The organism is Ruegeria sp. AN11 (assembly GCF_056536005.1).
The window spans coordinates 1,989,659-2,006,024 of sequence record NZ_JBQFJD010000001.1 but is presented as its reverse complement, the minus strand read 5'-3'; the positions used below and the strand labels follow the sequence as shown (position 1 = coordinate 2,006,024).

General features: G+C 60.3%; 13 protein-coding genes. 5 read left to right on the top strand and 8 right to left on the bottom strand.

Annotated features, from left to right (window positions below; genetic code table 11):
* Positions 1 to 69 precede the first annotated feature (69 nt).
* The 3 genes from ACR3EQ_RS09890 to ACR3EQ_RS09880 form a co-directional block, all read right to left on the bottom strand.
* Positions 70 to 4,155, bottom strand: a complete 4,086-nt coding sequence (locus ACR3EQ_RS09890; RefSeq protein WP_480490510.1) for a translocation/assembly module TamB domain-containing protein — start codon at positions 4,153 to 4,155, stop codon at positions 70 to 72.
* Positions 4,152 to 5,957, bottom strand: a complete 1,806-nt coding sequence (locus ACR3EQ_RS09885) for a BamA/TamA family outer membrane protein (RefSeq protein WP_170613389.1) — start codon at positions 5,955 to 5,957, stop codon at positions 4,152 to 4,154. Before ACR3EQ_RS09885 ends, ACR3EQ_RS09890 begins: the two co-directional genes overlap by 4 nt.
* 147 nt (positions 5,958 to 6,104) lie before the next feature.
* Positions 6,105 to 7,328: a urate hydroxylase PuuD gene (locus ACR3EQ_RS09880; protein WP_170619422.1), complete on the bottom strand. Its 1,224-nt coding sequence runs from the start codon at positions 7,326 to 7,328 to the stop codon at positions 6,105 to 6,107.
* Positions 7,329 to 7,424: 96 nt separating this feature from the next.
* On the opposite strand from ACR3EQ_RS09880, the gene ACR3EQ_RS09875 reads away from it, so the two are divergent.
* On the top strand, positions 7,425 to 8,345 hold the full coding sequence (locus tag ACR3EQ_RS09875) for a LysR family transcriptional regulator (protein ID WP_480490508.1): 921 nt from the start codon (positions 7,425 to 7,427) through the stop codon (positions 8,343 to 8,345).
* Positions 8,346 to 8,517: 172 nt separating this feature from the next.
* Here the strand turns inward: ACR3EQ_RS09875 and uraH are convergent, their stop codons facing one another.
* The gene (uraH, locus tag ACR3EQ_RS09870) at positions 8,518 to 8,874 is read right to left on the bottom strand and encodes a hydroxyisourate hydrolase (RefSeq protein ID WP_170678585.1); all 357 of its coding nucleotides are present in this window, start codon (positions 8,872 to 8,874) and stop codon (positions 8,518 to 8,520) included.
* 169 nt (positions 8,875 to 9,043) lie between these two features.
* Here uraH and puuE point away from each other — a divergent pair, with 169 nt between their 5' ends.
* The 3 genes from puuE (at position 9,044) to ACR3EQ_RS09855 (ending at position 12,435) form a co-directional block, all read left to right on the top strand.
* The gene (puuE, locus tag ACR3EQ_RS09865) at positions 9,044 to 10,462 is read left to right on the top strand and encodes an allantoinase PuuE (protein ID WP_480490506.1); all 1,419 of its coding nucleotides are present in this window, start codon (positions 9,044 to 9,046) and stop codon (positions 10,460 to 10,462) included.
* Positions 10,459 to 10,944 carry an ureidoglycolate lyase gene (locus tag ACR3EQ_RS09860; protein WP_480490505.1) on the top strand — a complete coding sequence of 162 codons (486 nt, stop codon included), beginning with the start codon at positions 10,459 to 10,461 and terminating at the stop codon, positions 10,942 to 10,944. Before puuE ends, ACR3EQ_RS09860 begins: the two co-directional genes overlap by 4 nt.
* 63 nt (positions 10,945 to 11,007) lie before the next feature.
* Positions 11,008 to 12,435 carry a uracil-xanthine permease family protein gene (locus ACR3EQ_RS09855; RefSeq protein ID WP_480490503.1) on the top strand — a complete coding sequence of 476 codons (1,428 nt, stop codon included), beginning with the start codon at positions 11,008 to 11,010 and terminating at the stop codon, positions 12,433 to 12,435.
* Between the two features lie 41 nt (positions 12,436 to 12,476).
* Here ACR3EQ_RS09855 and ACR3EQ_RS09850 read toward each other — a convergent pair whose 3' ends face one another.
* The 3 genes from ACR3EQ_RS09850 to ACR3EQ_RS09840 form a co-directional block, all read right to left on the bottom strand.
* Positions 12,477 to 13,463 carry a type I glyceraldehyde-3-phosphate dehydrogenase gene (locus ACR3EQ_RS09850; protein WP_480490502.1) on the bottom strand — a complete coding sequence of 329 codons (987 nt, stop codon included), beginning with the start codon at positions 13,461 to 13,463 and terminating at the stop codon, positions 12,477 to 12,479.
* A 54-nt stretch (positions 13,464 to 13,517) separates the two neighbouring features.
* Positions 13,518 to 13,841, bottom strand: coding sequence for a hypothetical protein (locus ACR3EQ_RS09845; RefSeq protein ID WP_480490500.1), 324 nt, complete (start codon positions 13,839 to 13,841; stop codon positions 13,518 to 13,520).
* A 91-nt stretch (positions 13,842 to 13,932) separates the two neighbouring features.
* Positions 13,933 to 14,766, bottom strand: a complete 834-nt coding sequence (locus tag ACR3EQ_RS09840) for a bifunctional allantoicase/(S)-ureidoglycine aminohydrolase (protein WP_480490499.1) — start codon at positions 14,764 to 14,766, stop codon at positions 13,933 to 13,935.
* Positions 14,767 to 14,944: 178 nt separating this feature from the next.
* On the opposite strand from ACR3EQ_RS09840, the gene ACR3EQ_RS09835 reads away from it, so the two are divergent.
* Positions 14,945 to 15,298 carry a hypothetical protein gene (locus ACR3EQ_RS09835; protein ID WP_170613371.1) on the top strand — a complete coding sequence of 118 codons (354 nt, stop codon included), beginning with the start codon at positions 14,945 to 14,947 and terminating at the stop codon, positions 15,296 to 15,298.
* A 15-nt stretch (positions 15,299 to 15,313) separates the two neighbouring features.
* Here ACR3EQ_RS09835 and ACR3EQ_RS09830 read toward each other — a convergent pair whose 3' ends face one another.
* A complete protein-coding gene (locus ACR3EQ_RS09830) occupies positions 15,314 to 16,249 on the bottom strand; it encodes a 2-hydroxyacid dehydrogenase (protein ID WP_480490497.1) in 936 nt (311 codons plus the stop codon).
* Between the last annotated feature and the right edge of the window lie 117 nt (positions 16,250 to 16,366).

The following is a 16,366-nucleotide window of genomic DNA, read 5'->3' as shown; positions in this document are numbered from 1 at the left end:
AAAGCGCTTTGGCACAGGACAAAACAAACTTACACACTTGTCCAGATGGTTCTGGAACCGCACCTGGCCCTAGTAGTCGCGTTCGAAAAAGACGCCCAAACCTGTTTCACCACGCCCGTCGACCGTACCACGCACGGTGAAACTGTCGGTGACATCCAGATTCAGGTTCACTTCGGTGTCGCCTTCGGTGTTGACCGTGAAATCAGTGTAGAGGTTGTCGCTCAGATAAGCGCCTGCGCCCAGACGGCCCGCACCGCCTTCCGAAGCACCAATGTCGACCGTATCCACGCCCGTCGCATCCCGCAGCCCTTTGGTTGCGTCCCCGCCTGCACCACTGAGTTGCGCCAGCGACGCCGCCATTTGCGCGATCACAAAGGGCGAAAGTTCGGAAAAGCGATTGCCGAACAACAATATCGCCAGGGCCTCTTCCGCAGGGCGTTCAGGGTCGGAAAATATGTCGACCTGAGGCGCATCCAATGGCCCCGCAATTTCAATCGTGGCGGTGCCGTCCGACGTGCTGGTTGAGGATTCGAACTCGATATAGGGTGTCAGATCGCCCTGAAGTGTCACGACACCCTTGGTCAGCGCCAGCCTGCGCCCCAGAATGTCGAAGTTGCCACGGATCAGCTCAATCTGACCGGACGGCACGATGGATGCCGTGGTTCCACCGATGTTGATTCTGCCCCCAAGTTCAGCGTTCACACCGCGGCCCCGCACAAACACGGCTTTGGGGGCCAGCAGGCTGACGTCCAGCGCAATCCGCGAATCGCTTTTGGCTTTGTCGCCGGTCACGACCAGCTGCGCGCGTTCCCGGGTCAGGAAGCCAGCCGCGCTTTCGTTGACATGCGTAATGTTGGGGATGGGTGCCGCGCCCACCGCGCCGGAGGCTGCAGCGAGATTGATGTTGGTCTCGTCGAATGTGATCTGCCCGGCGACCGAGCTGTTGCCCGCCAAAGCGCCGGTCATGGCGACCTGGCCGTTCAGCGTCGTTTCATATAGCAGCCTGTCAGTCAGCACTAGGCTGTTGAGAACGGTCGTGATGTTGGCATTGAAGGGTGGCGTCAGGTCTATTGGGCCGTTGACCGTAAAGGCCCCGCCAGCCTGCATCCCGCCGTTCAGCGCGACGGTAGCGCGGCTTTGCGCCAGGTCGACCGAACCGCTGATCCCCGTCACGGTCTGTCCAGCCGCGGGAATGGCCAGAGCTGTACCGGAGGTTGTAACCGTTCCGCTTAAAGCCGCCAGTGACGGAGCGCCGTTCAAAGCAAGATCAAACCGCGCCTGACCATCGATCTTGTTGGGTGTGATAAACACATTGGCGACGCCAAGGTTCAAACCACCTTGCGCGGCCAGGTCGGCCTGACCGGTGGTCTCGCTAAATGTCCCCGAGACATCGCCGCTGATTTCGGCTGGTCCATCGGCCTTGGCGCTGATGGTCCAGACGCCGTTGTCACGTTTTGCCGTACCCTTGGCCGCTATAGTCCCCGGGAACTCGGGTACGAAACGTTCGATTTTGTTGAACCGGGCGTCAAATTCCAGATCGGCGTTTCCGTCCAGTCCAACATTGCCGTCCAGACTGGCATAGGAGCTGTCAGGGCCTCGCAGGCTAACGGTGCCTTCCAGCCCTGAACCGTCGGGTGCCACATTTCCGGTCAGGGTCAAAGGACCGGAGAGGGTGCTTGCCAACCTGGCCAGGTCATCCAGTCTGACGTTGAAGGTCAATCCCCCGTTTTCGCGGTTTAGTTCACCGGATGCTTCCGCAGATAAGGCCGTTCCCTGCAGACGGAATGCCCGGATATCGACGGTTTCCTCGGTTTTCTCGGCGTCCACCGTCAAAGTCGTGCGGCCCTGAATCAGTTTGTCCAGCGCTTCGATACCGGTCTGGATGTCGCGCGCATCCAGATCGCCCTTGATGTCAAAAGTCCGGTTGGCCAGCGCGGCGGTCCCATTGGCGTCGGCCTGCACCGAACCCGCCAGATCGCGTTTGGCTAGGCCGGAGAACAGCGACAGATCCGGCGCGTTCAACTGCGCCTGTCCGTCAACGGACAGATCCCCTGTCGGATCCTGCACAATCGCCGAGACTTGCGCGTTCAGTGCGGTGCCGTTTACCGTGGCGTTACGGATATCAATTTTGTCGGCGGTCCGGGCGCCATCCCACTCGATAGTGGTCCGACCGGTCAAAAGCGGATCGATGTCCGAAAGCCCTGTTGTGATGTCTTGTCCGATTACGCTGGCTGTTCCGTCAAACTCCAGCGTTTGCACGGTTCCCTGCCCGTCGAGGGTGGCCTGAACTGCGCCGCTCAGTTCGCGCTTTGCCAGACCCGAAAAGACGGAAAGATCCTGCGCGTTGACGCTGGCCTGACCGTCGATGGTCAGGTTCCCGTCCGGTGTCGTGACCTCACCGCTGGCAGCCGCCTGCAAGGTTTCGCCGTTAACTGTAAGGTCACGGATGGTGACGCCGTCCGTGTCGCGCTTTGCATCCACCACAATGCTCGTTTCGCCGGCAATCACCGGATCGATATCGTCCCGGCCGGTCAACAGATCGCGGGCCTCGACGCTCAGCTTACCGTCAAAGCTGCCTTCCAGCGGTGATCCGTTTACCTCGACCCGGGCCGAGACCTGTCCGCCCAGATCAAGCTTGGCCAGTTCCGAGAACCGGGACAGGTCCGTTGCGTCCAGGGTCGCCGTTCCGTCAATCGTCAGACCGCTGGCCAAACCGCTGATCAATGCGTCCGCCCCAAGCGTATATTCCGAACCCACCAGTTCCACCCCTGACAGGGTCAATGACTGATCACTACCGTAGCTGAACAATCCGTCCAGTGTGATGCGATCGCCGAGTGCCGTGTTCAGCCCGGCATCCGCCAGATCGATCCCGTCCAGCGCGGCCTGAATGTCACCTTCGAATTGTAAGGATGCACCTTGTTCCAGTGTTCCCTGGCCGGTGATCTGCGCCCGCTGCAACCCGATTTGCGGCGATTTGAAAGCGTTTGTTGTCAGGCTCAAATCCCACAGGTTGCCGTTCTTCTGATCGAAAAGCGCTGAAATCTGAGCCGCTTCGATAGATGTTTGACCGCCTGAGACTGGCAGCACGACAGTTTCGCCATCCGGTGGAGTTATCCGCCCTTGAAGGGCCGCCAGTTGCAGTACACCGCCAGGGGCAAGCTGCAGCTCTCCCTTCAGCTTCAGCGCCTGCGAGGAAAACTCGAGATCGGAAATGTCCAGCGCGCCGTCCGGCTGCGTCCGGCCATCGACAAACAGACGCGTGTCAGGGCCAAAGAACGTGTCCATGTTTTGCGCCAGAAATGGCGTCAGGTCGCCTTTCAGATCGGTCGTAAAGGCGATGCCGTCACTTGACGCGCCACCCGCCTCCGTGGCCGACCGCAACCGGACCTGTCCTGCGACACGCTGCTGGTTGTCACTGCTCAGGCCGATATCCGCTGTGAAATCTGTAAGGGGACCTGACCCGGTGGCGGTCAGACCGATCGGTGGGCTGTCGGGTATCTTCAGCGCCGTCGAGATCAGCCCGCCCGAATCCTCGACCACTTTCAGGTCCAGACGGATTTCACTGCTCGCGTTCTCAAACCCGGCGGACAGGCTGATCTGGTCGCCGGCCCGGTCCAGTCGCGTGACATCCAGTTTGGTATCCAGCGTGCCGTCTGCCAGCGACAGATTTCCGTTCACGGCAAGCTCGGCCGCGACCCCGATCAGTGGTTGGCCCAGCGACAGCTCGTCTACCCGGATTTCACTGATTTGGATGGCAACGGGCAATTCAGGCAGCTGAAACGGCTTGGTTTCAGCCGAAGGCGCGGGGGTGTCCTTGGTGGTTGCCCCGGGCGCGCGGGCGATGTCGATTTCCTGCGCAGTCAAAGCGTTGACCGAAAAACGGCCGCGGATCAATGCAAGCCGGTTCCAGTCCAGCACTGCATCCTTGATGGTCAGCCAGACGCCTTCGTCATCGGCCACGGTGATTTCTTCGATGGTCGCCCGCGAACTTAGCGCGCCCTGAAGGCCCTTGACCCGGACGTTCTGGTCGTCGCCGGACAGGGTGTCCTGCAGGAAATTCTCCAGCATGCTGCCGCCGCTATCTTCCTGCGCGGTCACGGGCGATGTGATCAGCACCGCGCCGATCAGAACGGGATATGAAAGCCGCCGGATCAAAATGCCTGTCCAATCCCGATATAGAACTGCAGCCCGCTGCCGGTGTCGCCCTGAACCGGCCATGCCAGATCAACGCGCAACGGGCCGAACCCACCCAGATCGTATCTGGCACCGATACCGGCACCGGCATGATACTCGGCACCGCTGCCGATGAAGGATGACGTGTCGACCGTGCCGTAGTCGTAGAACCCGACCAGAGACAGTGAGTCGGTGACCTTGCCACGCACCTCTCCGGACAGGCCGAGAAAGGACTTGCCGCCCGCCACACCGGTTCCCACCGGGATGCCGAGGCTTTCAAAAGGTTGCCCGCGCACGGTTCCCGCGCCGCCCGAGAAGAACAGAAAATCCGGTGTCACCCCGTCCGGAGACGGCCCCAGAACCGACCCCAGCTGCACACGGCCGGCCAGCACCAGCCTGCCGCCGGTTCCGAAACTGGTATAGCCGCGCCCGTCCAGAAAAATGCGCAGGCCGGACTCGGTTTCTGACAGACCCGCAAAAGGCATGGCATTCGCATCCAGATAGAACCCCCGAGTGGCGCTGACCTTGCTGTCGCGCTGGTCCCATTCCGACCGGAAGGGGAGGATGAAATATCTGAACTTGCGCCCTGAGCCGTACGCATCATCCGCATCCGAATACTGGAACCCCGCCGACGCCTCGGCATAAAGCTGGTCCGAGAAGGTGCGCCGCGCACCATATGCCACTGAGGCCACGGTAACGTTGTAGTTTTCGGTGTCGCGCCGCTCCAGCAGGGCGCTCCAAAAGGTGCTGTCGTCGGGGCCCAGCCTGTCTGGCTGATCCAGTCGCAGGCCAATCCGCCCATCGATATTTTCGGCCCCGCCAATGTTGCGGATCGCGGCCTCGAACCTCAGCCGCTGCGCGCGCCTGAACACATTTCGATGGGTCCAGGTCGCGGTCAGATCAAGACCATCGCGTGAGGCAAGCTCGCCCCCGAGTGTTATACGACGCGGGGGCAGGTCCTCGAACGTGGCATCAAAATCAAGCGAGCCATCAGGGTTGGGTTCTTCTCGCTCCTTGATCGAGACAACATTGAACGTCCCGGTGCGGCGCAGACGGGTTCCGACTTTCTGGACTTTTTGGGGGGAGTAGACTTCGCCCGTGGGAAAACCCGCGATCTTTTCGATCGATCTGTGCCGCACGGTGGTGTCGCCATCAATGAACATCCTTCCGAATGTCAGACGCGGGCCGGGCGCCAGATCGATCTCGGCATCCAGCTTGGATTGTTTGTGCCGGGCGACGACCTTTTGCCCTGCAACGTCCGCCTTTGCGTGCCCAGCGTCTTTCCATGCCTGAACACCTGCGGACGTGGCCTGCTGGATCGCGCCCGTTGTCGCACGTTTGCCGGTAGAAAATTCCTGGGGCAATACGGTCAGCGGGGCCAACGGCTGTACAAGCGCTGTTCCGAAGGTAAAGACCGGGCCCGTGTTCACAGTGATGACAGCGCGCTTGATCTGGCTTGGAACGCTCAGCGAACTGAGATCGGCCGCTTCCTGTCCATCTAGTTTGATGCTGACGACCGGGCTGAAATACCCTTCGTCATACAGGATCTGGACGATGGTGCGGTAATCCGAAAGCGCGGCGGACAGTATTTCCAGCGGAGTGTCCAGCCCGCGCGATTTGGCTGTTGTTACCGAAGAGTTTTCCTTGAGGCGGTCCACCACTTCTTTCGGCGCTCCGGGCGCCGTCAACGTGGTTTCCAGCGCCGCCAATGTGGTCGGCGCGATGGCCACGACAACGCCAAACAGCCAGCACTTAAGAATGGCGCGCGGCCTTCTTCCCTGCATCAAATGGCTCCAACTGCCCCAACTCGAAATCACTTTGGCCGCCTTGTACGGTTCGGCGGCTGTTCAACTTCATGTTAGACCATCTGATGGGGTGCAGGAAAAGGGAAATGACGTGCGAATTGCGATTTGAGGCAATCTTTTGTGCGGTCAAATACCCGCATTCCGGAACCAGCGGATCAGGGCGTCGCGGTCCTCGGGCTCCATGAAGGTGACATTTGCAGGCGGCATCGCATGACTGACGCCTGCCTGCAGATAGATCTGCTTTGCGTTTCTTGCGATGTCGCCTTCGGTTTCCAATAGCACGCCCTTGGGTGCCCACAGGATACCCTCCCAGACCGGTTCGCGAGCGTGGCACATGGAGCAGCGGCCCAGCACGATGTCATGCGCCTCTTCGAACCCGTCTGCCGCGGCGAATTTTTGTTCATAAGGCGTCAGCGGCTGCGCTTCGGCCTCTTCCAGCGGTTTGTACATCGGCGCGGTGGACAGCCACATGATAGCGATGAACAGCAAGGCGGTGACCAGCCAGGTCCATGTCGGGTTGCCGGCGCGGGCATGGCGGGTGTTGAAATAGTGCCGGATGGTGACACCCATCAGGAAGACCAGCGCCGCGATGATCCAGTTGTATTCGGTCGCAAAGGCCAGTGGATAGTGGTTCGACAGCATCAGGAACACGACCGGCAGCGTCAGGTAGTTGTTGTGCGTGGACCGCAGCTTGGCGATTTTGCCGTATTTCGGGTCCGGTGTGCGCCCGTTCTTCAGGTCATCCACTACGATGCGCTGGTTGGGCATGATTATGAAGAACACGTTCGCCGTCATGATAGTGGCTGTGAAGGCCCCCAGATGCAGCATCATTGCACGGCCGGTGAAGATCTGGTTGTACCCCCAACCCATTGCCACCAGCAGCACGAACAGCAGCACCATCAAAAGGGTGGGGCGTTCGCCAAGACCGGATTTGCACAGGTAGTCATAGGCCAGCCAGCCCACGGTCAGCGAGGCGGCCGAGATCAGAATCCCCTGCCACAGCGCCAGATCGGCCTTTTGCGCGTCGATCAGATACAGCTCGCCGCCGACCCAATAGACGATCATCAGAAGCGCCGCCCCGCTGAGCCAGGTCGCATAGCTTTCCCATTTGAACCAGGTCAGGTGGTCCGGCATCCGCTCGGGCGCGACCAGGTATTTCTGAATGTGGTAGAAGCCACCGCCATGCACCTGCCATTCCTCGCCATCGGCGGGGCCGGGGATGTCGCGGTTCAGCCCAAGATCCAACGCTATGAAATAAAAGGATGATCCGATCCACGCGATGGCAGTGATCACGTGCAGCCAGCGCACAGCAAAGGCTATCCAGTCCCAGAACACGGCGAGGTCATACATGCAAGAAGTCTCCGATTGCTTGCCGTCACACTAGGCAAAAGGGATTTTCTTCGGTATTCCCGTATATTGTCAAACTGTATCAAAAAAATCGATAAGATGTCTTATCTCGAGAACATCCGTACCTTTGTCCGTGTCTATGATCTGGGCAGCATGTCCGCTGCGGGTCGAGACCTGCGGATCTCCCCTGCCGTAACCTCGGCCCGGATTTCCCAGCTTGAGGATCATCTGGGCGTGCGTCTGTTTCAACGCACCACGCGAAACCTCAGTCCGACCGAACAGGGTCGCGCCTTTTATCCCGGTGCGGTCGCGGTTCTGGATGCGGTGGATGAGGCCGAGGCGCAGGTTGTCCATCTGACCGAAGCGCCAAGGGGATCGCTATTCGTTGCGGCGCCGTTGGGGGTTGGCCGCCGGTTGCTGGCCCCGCATGTGCCTGATTTTCTGTTGGAGTACCCTGAGATTGACGTGCGCCTGCGGCTGACGGACAGATCGGTTGATCTGACCACCGAAGGCCTGGATCTGGCATTTTTCATTGGCCAGCCCGAGGACAGCACCCTGCGGATCAGAAAGATCGCGGATTGCCAGCGGGTACTATGCGCCGCGCCGGATTACGTGGAACGCAGGGGCATGCCGCAGACCGGTGCGGATCTGGTTTCGGACAAGCATGAATGTCTGAACCTTCGTTTCCCCGGCGCGACAGAGTTCCAATGGCTGCTGGAAACACCCGAGGGCCCGAAGCGATACGCTGTATCAGGTCGCTTCGAATGCGATGACGGCGATGTTTTGACCGATTGGGCGTTGTCCGGGCAGGGGATTGCGATGAAACCCGCCTTTGAAGTGGCGGAGCATTTGAAAGCGGGCCGTTTGGTGGCCGTTGCAACGCAGACGCCGCCGGTGCCTGTGCAGATGGCATGCCTCTATACCCATCGCCGCCATCAGGACCCCAAGGCGCGGTTGTTCATGGATTTCATGATTTCACGTATCGGTAAGGTCGTGCGCAGCTCGCAAGCGAAGGGTTGAGCCGAAGCTCCCGCCGCCGTTTGCGCCTTGCAGGCGCGGCACAGCGTTGTGCCCGGCGCCGCGGCAAGGCCGCGGCGCGGTTGCAACCTTTATCAAGGCGGGAACAGTGCCCAGCCCAACCGAAGAGGACACTGAAAGGGTCGGCGACCGGCAGGAGGCGTGCGGAAAGCCGTCAGCTGCCCCGGTAGGTCGAATACCCGTAAGGAGAAAGCAGCAGCGGTACGTGATAATGTGCCTCGGCATCGGACATGCCGAACCGAATGGGAACCTGATCCAGAAACAGCGGATCCTCTGCTGCCTGCCCGGTTGCGCGCAGGTAGTCACCGGCAAAAAAGATCAGCTCGTAAGTTCCGGTTTCAAAGTCTTCCTGCGGCAGGATGGGGCTGTTGGTGCGCCCGTCGGAATTTGTCTCCATCTCGACCAGTTTGCGATGGGAGTTTCCCGACACCTGATACAGTGCGATTTTCAGACCTTCCGCCGGGCACCCGCGCGCCGTGTCCAGAACATGGGTTGTCAGGTAGCCTGCCACAGTGATCTCCTTTGACTGTTTCATCGGGTTTGCCACAGTGTGGCGCAAACATCAAAATGGTGGAAATGCCGAAACAACCGGAAACAGCGTTCGGATTGATTTGATAATCGGATACGAATTTTTAGGCTATTGCATTAATCAGGAAGTTAAACCCGGAACGGAAGACGACATGCAGCCCCCTCGTTACCCCCGCGATATGATCGGATACGGAGCCACCCCGCCCAATGCCAATTGGCCCGGTGGTGCAAGGATCGCGGTGCAGATCGTGCTCAACTACGAAGAGGGCGGCGAGAACTGCGTATTGCACGGCGACAGCGCGTCCGAGGCCTTCCTGTCCGAAATCGTCGGCGCTGCGCAATGGCCAGGGCAGCGTCACTGGAACATGGAATCGATCTATGAATACGGATCACGGGCCGGGTTCTGGCGCCTGCACCGATTGATGAAAGATTTGCCGATCACGGTTTATGGGGTCGCTACCGCACTGGCCCGCTCACCCGATCAGGTGGCCGCGATGAAGTCGGCAGGGTGGGAGATTGCGAGCCACGGATTGAAGTGGGTGGAACACAAGGACATGCCCGAGGCCGAGGAACGGGCCCAGATTGCCGAAGCCGTGCGCCTGCATACCGAAGTCGTGGGTGAGCGCCCGCGCGGCTGGTACACCGGTCGGTGCTCGGAAAACACAGTAAGGCTGGCGGCAGAAGAAGGCGGGATGGCCTATGTCGCGGATACCTATGCCGATGACCTGCCGTACTGGGTTCGGTTCGGTGATCGGCATCAGTTGATCGTGCCTTACACTCTGGACTGCAACGATATGCGCTTTGCAACGCCGCAAGGGTTCAATTCAGGCGATCAGTTCTTCTCCTACCTCAAGGACAGCTTTGATGCGCTTTATGCCGAAGGCGGGGCCGGGGTGCCAAAAATGCTGTCGATTGGCCTGCATTGCCGGTTGATCGGGCGTCCGGGTCGGGTGATGGCCCTTAAACGGTTCCTGGATTACGCGCGCGGGTTTTCGGATGTGTGGTTCGCCACGCGCCTGCAGATCGCAGAACACTGGGCCGCGCATTACCCACCCATACCGCGCGCAAGGCCGACCGAGTTGAGCCGGGAGGACTTTGTGGCCAGCTATGGCGGCATTTTCGAACACTCAGCCTGGATCGCCGAGCGCGCCTTTGATCTGGAACTGGGTCCGGCGCATGACACGGCGGGCGGCCTGCACAATGCCCTGGCCCGCATGTTTCGCTCGGCCACTGAAACGGAAAGGCTTGGCGTGCTGACAGCGCATCCCGATCTCGCGGGCAAGCTTGCGCAGGCTAAACGTCTGACCCAGGAAAGCACGTCCGAGCAGGCCTCGGCCGGGCTGGATGCGTTGACCAACGATGAACGCGCGACTTTCACGGATCTGAATCAGACCTACACGGACAAATTCGGATTTCCGTTCATCATCGCGGTTCGGGATCACGACAAGGCATCGATTCTGGAAGCGTTCAAACGGCGGATCGGGCAGGACCGGGACACTGAATTTGCGGAAGCCTGTCGACAAGTCGAACGGATCGCCGAATTCCGCCTGCGGGATGTGTTGCCGTCATGAGCAATCGGATCGGCCTTCAGCCGCTGACCGCTGATGCGTTTGCCCCATACGGCGATGTGATCGACGTTGCGGGTGAGCCGGACAAGATCATAAATCAGGGCCAATGCGGCCGGTATCACGACCGGGCGGCTCTGGATTTTGCCGACGGGCGCGCCGGGATCAGCCTGTTCAACGCCAACCCACGGGCACTGCCCTATAAGCTCGACATGGTCGAACGGCACCCCGAGGGCAGCCAGGCCTTTATCCCGATGACCCACCAGCCCTTTCTAGTGATCGTCGCGCCGTACGCCGATGGCAAGCCCGGGCGACCGCTGGCTTTTGTGACCCGGCCGGGGCAGGCGGTGAATTACCATCGCGGCACCTGGCACGGGGTCCTGACGCCGCTCCACGCCCCCGGCCTGTTTGCCGTCGTCGACAGGATCGGCGCAGGCGCAAATCTTGAAGAATTCTGGTTCGACACGCCCTATCAGGTCGTGCCGTAGCCAGTTGAAGCCGCAGGATAAGCGGTAAGACCCCCATGAAATCTGACAGGGAGGACAGTACTCATGGCCGACACTTCGATCGGTACGCCCGAACAGCTTCGGGATCCGAACTATACACCCGCATTACACAAGGCGGTTCCCCTTGGGATACAGCACGTTCTGGCGATGTTCGTGTCCAATGTGACGCCCGCGATCATCGTCGCGGGCGCGGCGGGATTCGGATTTGGATCAAATTCGCCCGATTTCCCGGAGCTACTTTATCTGATCCAGATGTCCATGCTGTTTGCCGGGGTCGCTACCCTGCTGCAGACGGTGACACTTGGTCCGGTCGGGGCGGCCTTGCCCATCGTTCAGGGAACAAGCTTTGCCTTTCTGCCCATCATGATCCCGCTTGTGGCCGGTAAGGGCGTCGATGGGCTGGCTGCCCTGTTCGGCGGCGTTCTGATCGGTGGCCTGTTTCACGCCAGCCTCGGGGCGGTGATCGGTAAGATCCGGTTTGCGCTGCCGCCTCTGGTGACCGGGCTGGTCGTAACCATGATAGGTCTGGCGCTGGTCAAGGTAGGTATTCAATACGCGGCTGGCGGCGTTCCGGCGATTGGCACGCCGGAGTACGGCTCGGCCCTGAACTGGTCGGCGGCTCTGGTCGTGATCTTCGTGACCCTTGCGCTCAAGTTCTTTACACTCGGGATGCTGTCGGTTTCGGCGGTGCTGATCGGTCTGGCTGCCGGCTACGTATACGCGCTGATGGTTGGCATGGTGACATTTGAGGCAATCGGTTCAAGCTGGAGCCGCGCCTCGGCCTTCGCATTGCCGATGCCGTTCAAATACGGGTTCGAGTTTTCGTTCGCTGCCGTGATCGGGTTCTGTCTGATGGCCTTTGTTTCGGCCATCGAAACCGTGGGCGATGTGTCCGGTGTGACCAAGGGCGGTGCCGGACGTGAAGCCACCGACAAGGAGATTGCCGGTGCAACCTATGCGGATGGTTTTGGCTCGGCGGTTGCCGGTGTGTTCGGCGGGTTGCCCAACACGTCGTTCAGCCAGAATGTCGGCCTGATCGCCATGACCGGTGTCATGAGCCGCAATGTCGTGACCATTGGTGCGCTGTTTCTGATCCTGTGCGGGCTGGTCCCCAAAGTCGGGGCCATCATCCGCACCGTTCCGATCGAAGTGCTGGGCGGCGGTGTGATCGTCATGTTCGGGATGGTTGTCGCCGCCGGTATATCCATGTTGTCCGATGTCGACTGGAACCGGCGCAATATGGTGATCTTTGCCATCTCGTTGTCCATCGGGTTTGGGCTGCAACTGGAACCGGATGCGGTCCAGCACTTGCCGGAAACTTTGGGCATCTTGATGAAAAGTGGGCTTTTGCCTGCTGCGGTCATCGCAATTGTGCTGAATCTGATCCTGCCCGAAGAACTGGCGGATGAGGCCACCGAAGAAGTGTCAGGCGGAATGGCCGGGCATGGCTCGGGCAGCTTGCCCCACGACTGATCCGTGAATCGCAGCCCGCCGTTTGGCGGGCTGCGTCGACTTCAGCTTGCCGCCATCAGGCGCGCGACATCCAGCATTCGGGCCGAAAAGCCCCATTCATTGTCATACCAGCCAAACACCCTGACCTGCCTGTTTCCCACCATGTGAGTTTCGGGGCCCGCGATCACAAGCGACTCGGGTCGCGTGCGCAGATCGGATGAGACCAGAGGCAGGTCCGTCCAGCCCAGAACAGGCGAGTTTTCGGCCGCTGCGCGCAGCTTTGCGTCAAACACCTCGGGGCTCATCTCGTTTTCCAGGGTCACGATCAGGTCTACGGCCGAAACGCTGGCGGTGGGTACGCGCACCGCGGCGCCCGAGATGCGACCGGCCAGATGAGGCATGACTTCGTCAATCAGATGCGTGGCACTGGTTGTGGTTGGAACCATGGACAGCGCACCCGCACGCGAGCGCGCAAGATCGCCGCGCGGCGCGTCCACCATCGGCTGGCTGTTTGTGTAGCAATGGATCGTTGTCATATGGGCCGCGGTGATGCCGCCGATCCCGTCCAATACCCGCACCAGCGGAGCCAACCCGTTGGTGGTACAGGATGCGTTCGAAACGATCCGGGCATTGCCCAGCTGGTCTTCGTTTGCGCCCAGTACGATGGTGACTTCGGTCGCAGGCGAGGGGCCCGAGATCAGCACCTTGCTGGCACCGGCAGTCAATCCTCGGCTGGCCACATCGGACGTGCGTGCGATACCTGTGCAGTCCAGCAGGACATCGACCCCGGATAGATCCACACGGGTCAGATCCTCGCTGTGGGTCATCGGAACCCGGTGCCCGTCCACGATCAGGGTGTCACCCTCAGCCAGGACCGTTCCGGCGTAAGCGCCAAAGGTGCTGTCGTATTTGAACAGATAGGCGCAGGTCTCAAGCGGGGCGATATCGTTGATCAGCACCAGCTCGACATTGCTGTCTTCCGGCAGGGCCAGAACCTGCCGCAGAATTGTGCGGCCGATACGGCCGAATCCGTTGATCGCGAGTTTCATGGGCAAGCTATGGCAGGCTGACCGGGCGATCTCAATGCCCGTTTCGATACCGTTCTAACCGCAGGAGACCTGCGAGAAAAACTGGCCCGAGATGTTCTGATACATGCTTGAGCGGATAACCTTGCAACCCGTTGCCTGCTGGATCGCCGCTATGGCTTGTATCGTCCGCAGGCGCGGCGGCGGACCAAAGGGGTTCAGATTGTTGTCGTCCCGTGTGGCGCGGTAAATGACCGGAGCGTCTGAAACCTGCGTCACAGCCCATGTACGGCTCATGACAAATACGGATTTGGTTTCTTCCCTGGCCGCAACAGGTGCGGCATCGAACGCCGTCAGGCCGATAACGGCCGCAAGCGCAAACATCGTTCCGCGAAATAACATGGTGCAATCTCCAGTACTATAACCCGAGGATATTTCACCAGATTCAGACGCTTCTGTGAACCCCTGACAGGTAAATGACCATTCTACCCGTTTAACGCCGCGACAGGTTCAGCGGCATGTGACGGTTTACGTCCTTGTAAAGCAGATAGCGGAACCGCCCCGGGCCGCCTGCGTAACAGGCTTGCGGGCAGAAGGCGCGCAGCCACATGTAATCTCCGGCCTCGACCTCGACCCAGTCCTGGTTGAGCCTGTAGACGGCCTTGCCCTCCAACACGTAAAGCCCGTGCTCCATCACGTGGGTTTCGGCAAAGGGGATCACGCCGCCGGGTTTGAAGTTGACGATGTTGACATGCATGTCGTGACGCACATCCTGCGGATCGGCAAAGCGGGTCGTCGACCAGCGCCCTTCGGTGCCGGGCATTTCGATGGGGACCACGTCGCGTTCATTGGTGATGATTGGATCGGGCACGGGCAGGCCGGGGACGGCCTCGTAAGCCTTGCGGACCCAGTGGAATCTTGTCACTTCATCTGCGCGGTTGTGCAGCGTCCAGTCCGAACCCGGCGGGATGTAGGCGTAGCCACCGGTTTCAAGGACATGAACTTCGCCGCCAAGGGTCAGTGTGACCGTGCCCTCGACCACAAAGATCACTCCCTGGGCCTGCGCGTCGGTTTCTGGGCGATCTGATCCGCCGCCGGGCTGAACCTCCATAATGTACTGCGAAAAGGTCTCGGCAAATCCGCTCAGCGGGCGCGAGAGCACCCACAGACGCGTGCCCTCCCAGAATGGCAGGTAACTGGTGACGATGTCGCGCATGGTGCCTTTGGGGATCACCGCGTATGCGTCGGTGAACATGGCGCGGTCTGTCAGAATCTGGTCCTGGCCGGGATGCCCGCCGGATGGGGCGTAATAAGTCGGGTGTGCCATCGAATGCCTCTGGTTCGTATCGGTCGCACTATGCTGGCAATAATCCGGCGGTCCTAGCGCCTGTGTTGCGATAGGTTTGTTCGGGATAATTTGAAGGTGCGCGCCGTGGGGGGCTTGGCCACGGACCAGCGCGAGTATAGTCTTGGGACTAAATCTATTTCAGAACGGTGAGGCGAATATGAAGCCCTGGAAATTGGCAACCTTCGCAGCGGTCATGAGTTTTGGTCTGGGCGTTGCCGCAGACGCCAAACCGCTGTCCCGCATCATATCGGAGATGGGGCTGACCCCTGCGGATTTTGAAGTGGTAAATGCCACGGCGGACCAGTTGCTGACCGGCAGCGCGCGGGCCGGAGATGAACGCAGCTGGGTCAATGACGCCACGGGATCAAAGGGAACGATCCGGGTCCGGGATGTTCGCGGCAACTGCGTTCATCTGCAGCATTTCATTCAGCCCGAAGGCGCGGAGAGTTCCCGCGAGGTCAGAACACGCAGATGCAAGGACGCCAGCGGCAACTGGATTCTGACGCCCTGACCATTTTGCGGCAGATCAGTAACCGCGCGCCCTGTCGACTTCGTGCAGCAGAGGCTGACCGCTGGTCAGGCGCCGGAAATTCTCGGCCACATCGGACAATGCGTTGCCCAGATGCCAGCCCGACACATGCGGGGTGATCGTCACTTGGGGATGCCGCCATAACGGGTTGTCCGAAGGCAGGGGTTCTTGCGAGGTGACGTCCAGAACTGCATGACCCGGTGTACCGCGATCCAGCGCCGCCATCAGCGCGGCTTCGTCGATGAGATCACCGCGCCCGGCATTCAGCAACTGGCTTCCGGGCTTCATCGCATCCAGAAGCGCGGCATCGAACAATCCGATTGTCTGAGGTGTCGATGGCAGAATGGCACAGACATGATCGCACTGGCCCAGCAGGTCGGGCAGCGTGTTCTCGCCGTGCAGGCAGGTCACGCCCTCAATCTGCTTGGGCGAACGGCTCCATCCCATGACCTGGAACCCGACATCGCGCAGCATCCGGGCGGTTCGCGCACCGATATGGCCCAGCCCCAATACCCCGACCACCGTATCAGGGCTGAAGCCGGGCGCGCGCGGCGTCCATTCGGCTCGGCGCTGGGCGGCTTCATAGATTGCCATGTGCCGCTGCCGGCGCAACACATACGCCAGAAACCATTCGGCTATGCCCTGCGCCGGTGCATCCGGTTTCAGGCGGGTGATGCGGACATGATCGGGCAGGCCAAGATTGCTGACGATTGTCTCAACCCCGGCGCCGAGTTTCTGCACGAGTTTCAAATTCGGATAGCGCTTCGGCTGATCCTGGTGCAGGCCGACAAGCGCGATCATCGTGATGTCTGCGGCATCGCCAATCGTATCCGGGGTGCGCACGTCCGCGTCCGGATGGTGTCGCCGGATTTCGCGCGCAATATCATCATCGCTGATCCAGTCGGACAATCCGGTTTCAACCAACAATGCCATTTCGCACCCCCATGTGTTTCGATTTGAACGAATGACGTTCCGTCACCCAACTGGACATCTTTCGGGCAGCTAAGTCATTCTCGGTCCAAAGGTAAAGCCCGGTCCGTCGTCGGATCG

Excerpts from the sequence above, each read along its gene's own strand:
- ACR3EQ_RS09885 (WP_170613389.1), bottom strand. The coding sequence starts at position 5,957 with ATGCAGGGAAGAAGGCCGCGCGCCATTCTTAAGTGCTGGCTGTTTGGC.
- ACR3EQ_RS09880 (WP_170619422.1), bottom strand. The coding sequence starts at position 7,328 with ATGTATGACCTCGCCGTGTTCTGGGACTGGATAGCCTTTGCTGTGCGC.
- ACR3EQ_RS09875 (WP_480490508.1), top strand. The coding sequence starts at position 7,425 with ATGTCTTATCTCGAGAACATCCGTACCTTTGTCCGTGTCTATGATCTG.
- puuE (WP_480490506.1), top strand. The coding sequence starts at position 9,044 with ATGCAGCCCCCTCGTTACCCCCGCGATATGATCGGATACGGAGCCACC.
- ACR3EQ_RS09860 (WP_480490505.1), top strand. The coding sequence starts at position 10,459 with ATGAGCAATCGGATCGGCCTTCAGCCGCTGACCGCTGATGCGTTTGCC.
- ACR3EQ_RS09855 (WP_480490503.1), top strand. The coding sequence starts at position 11,008 with ATGGCCGACACTTCGATCGGTACGCCCGAACAGCTTCGGGATCCGAAC.
- ACR3EQ_RS09850 (WP_480490502.1), bottom strand. The coding sequence starts at position 13,463 with ATGAAACTCGCGATCAACGGATTCGGCCGTATCGGCCGCACAATTCTG.
- ACR3EQ_RS09845 (WP_480490500.1), bottom strand. The coding sequence starts at position 13,841 with ATGTTATTTCGCGGAACGATGTTTGCGCTTGCGGCCGTTATCGGCCTG.
- ACR3EQ_RS09840 (WP_480490499.1), bottom strand. The coding sequence starts at position 14,766 with ATGGCACACCCGACTTATTACGCCCCATCCGGCGGGCATCCCGGCCAG.
- ACR3EQ_RS09835 (WP_170613371.1), top strand. The coding sequence starts at position 14,945 with ATGAAGCCCTGGAAATTGGCAACCTTCGCAGCGGTCATGAGTTTTGGT.
- ACR3EQ_RS09830 (WP_480490497.1), bottom strand. The coding sequence starts at position 16,249 with ATGGCATTGTTGGTTGAAACCGGATTGTCCGACTGGATCAGCGATGAT.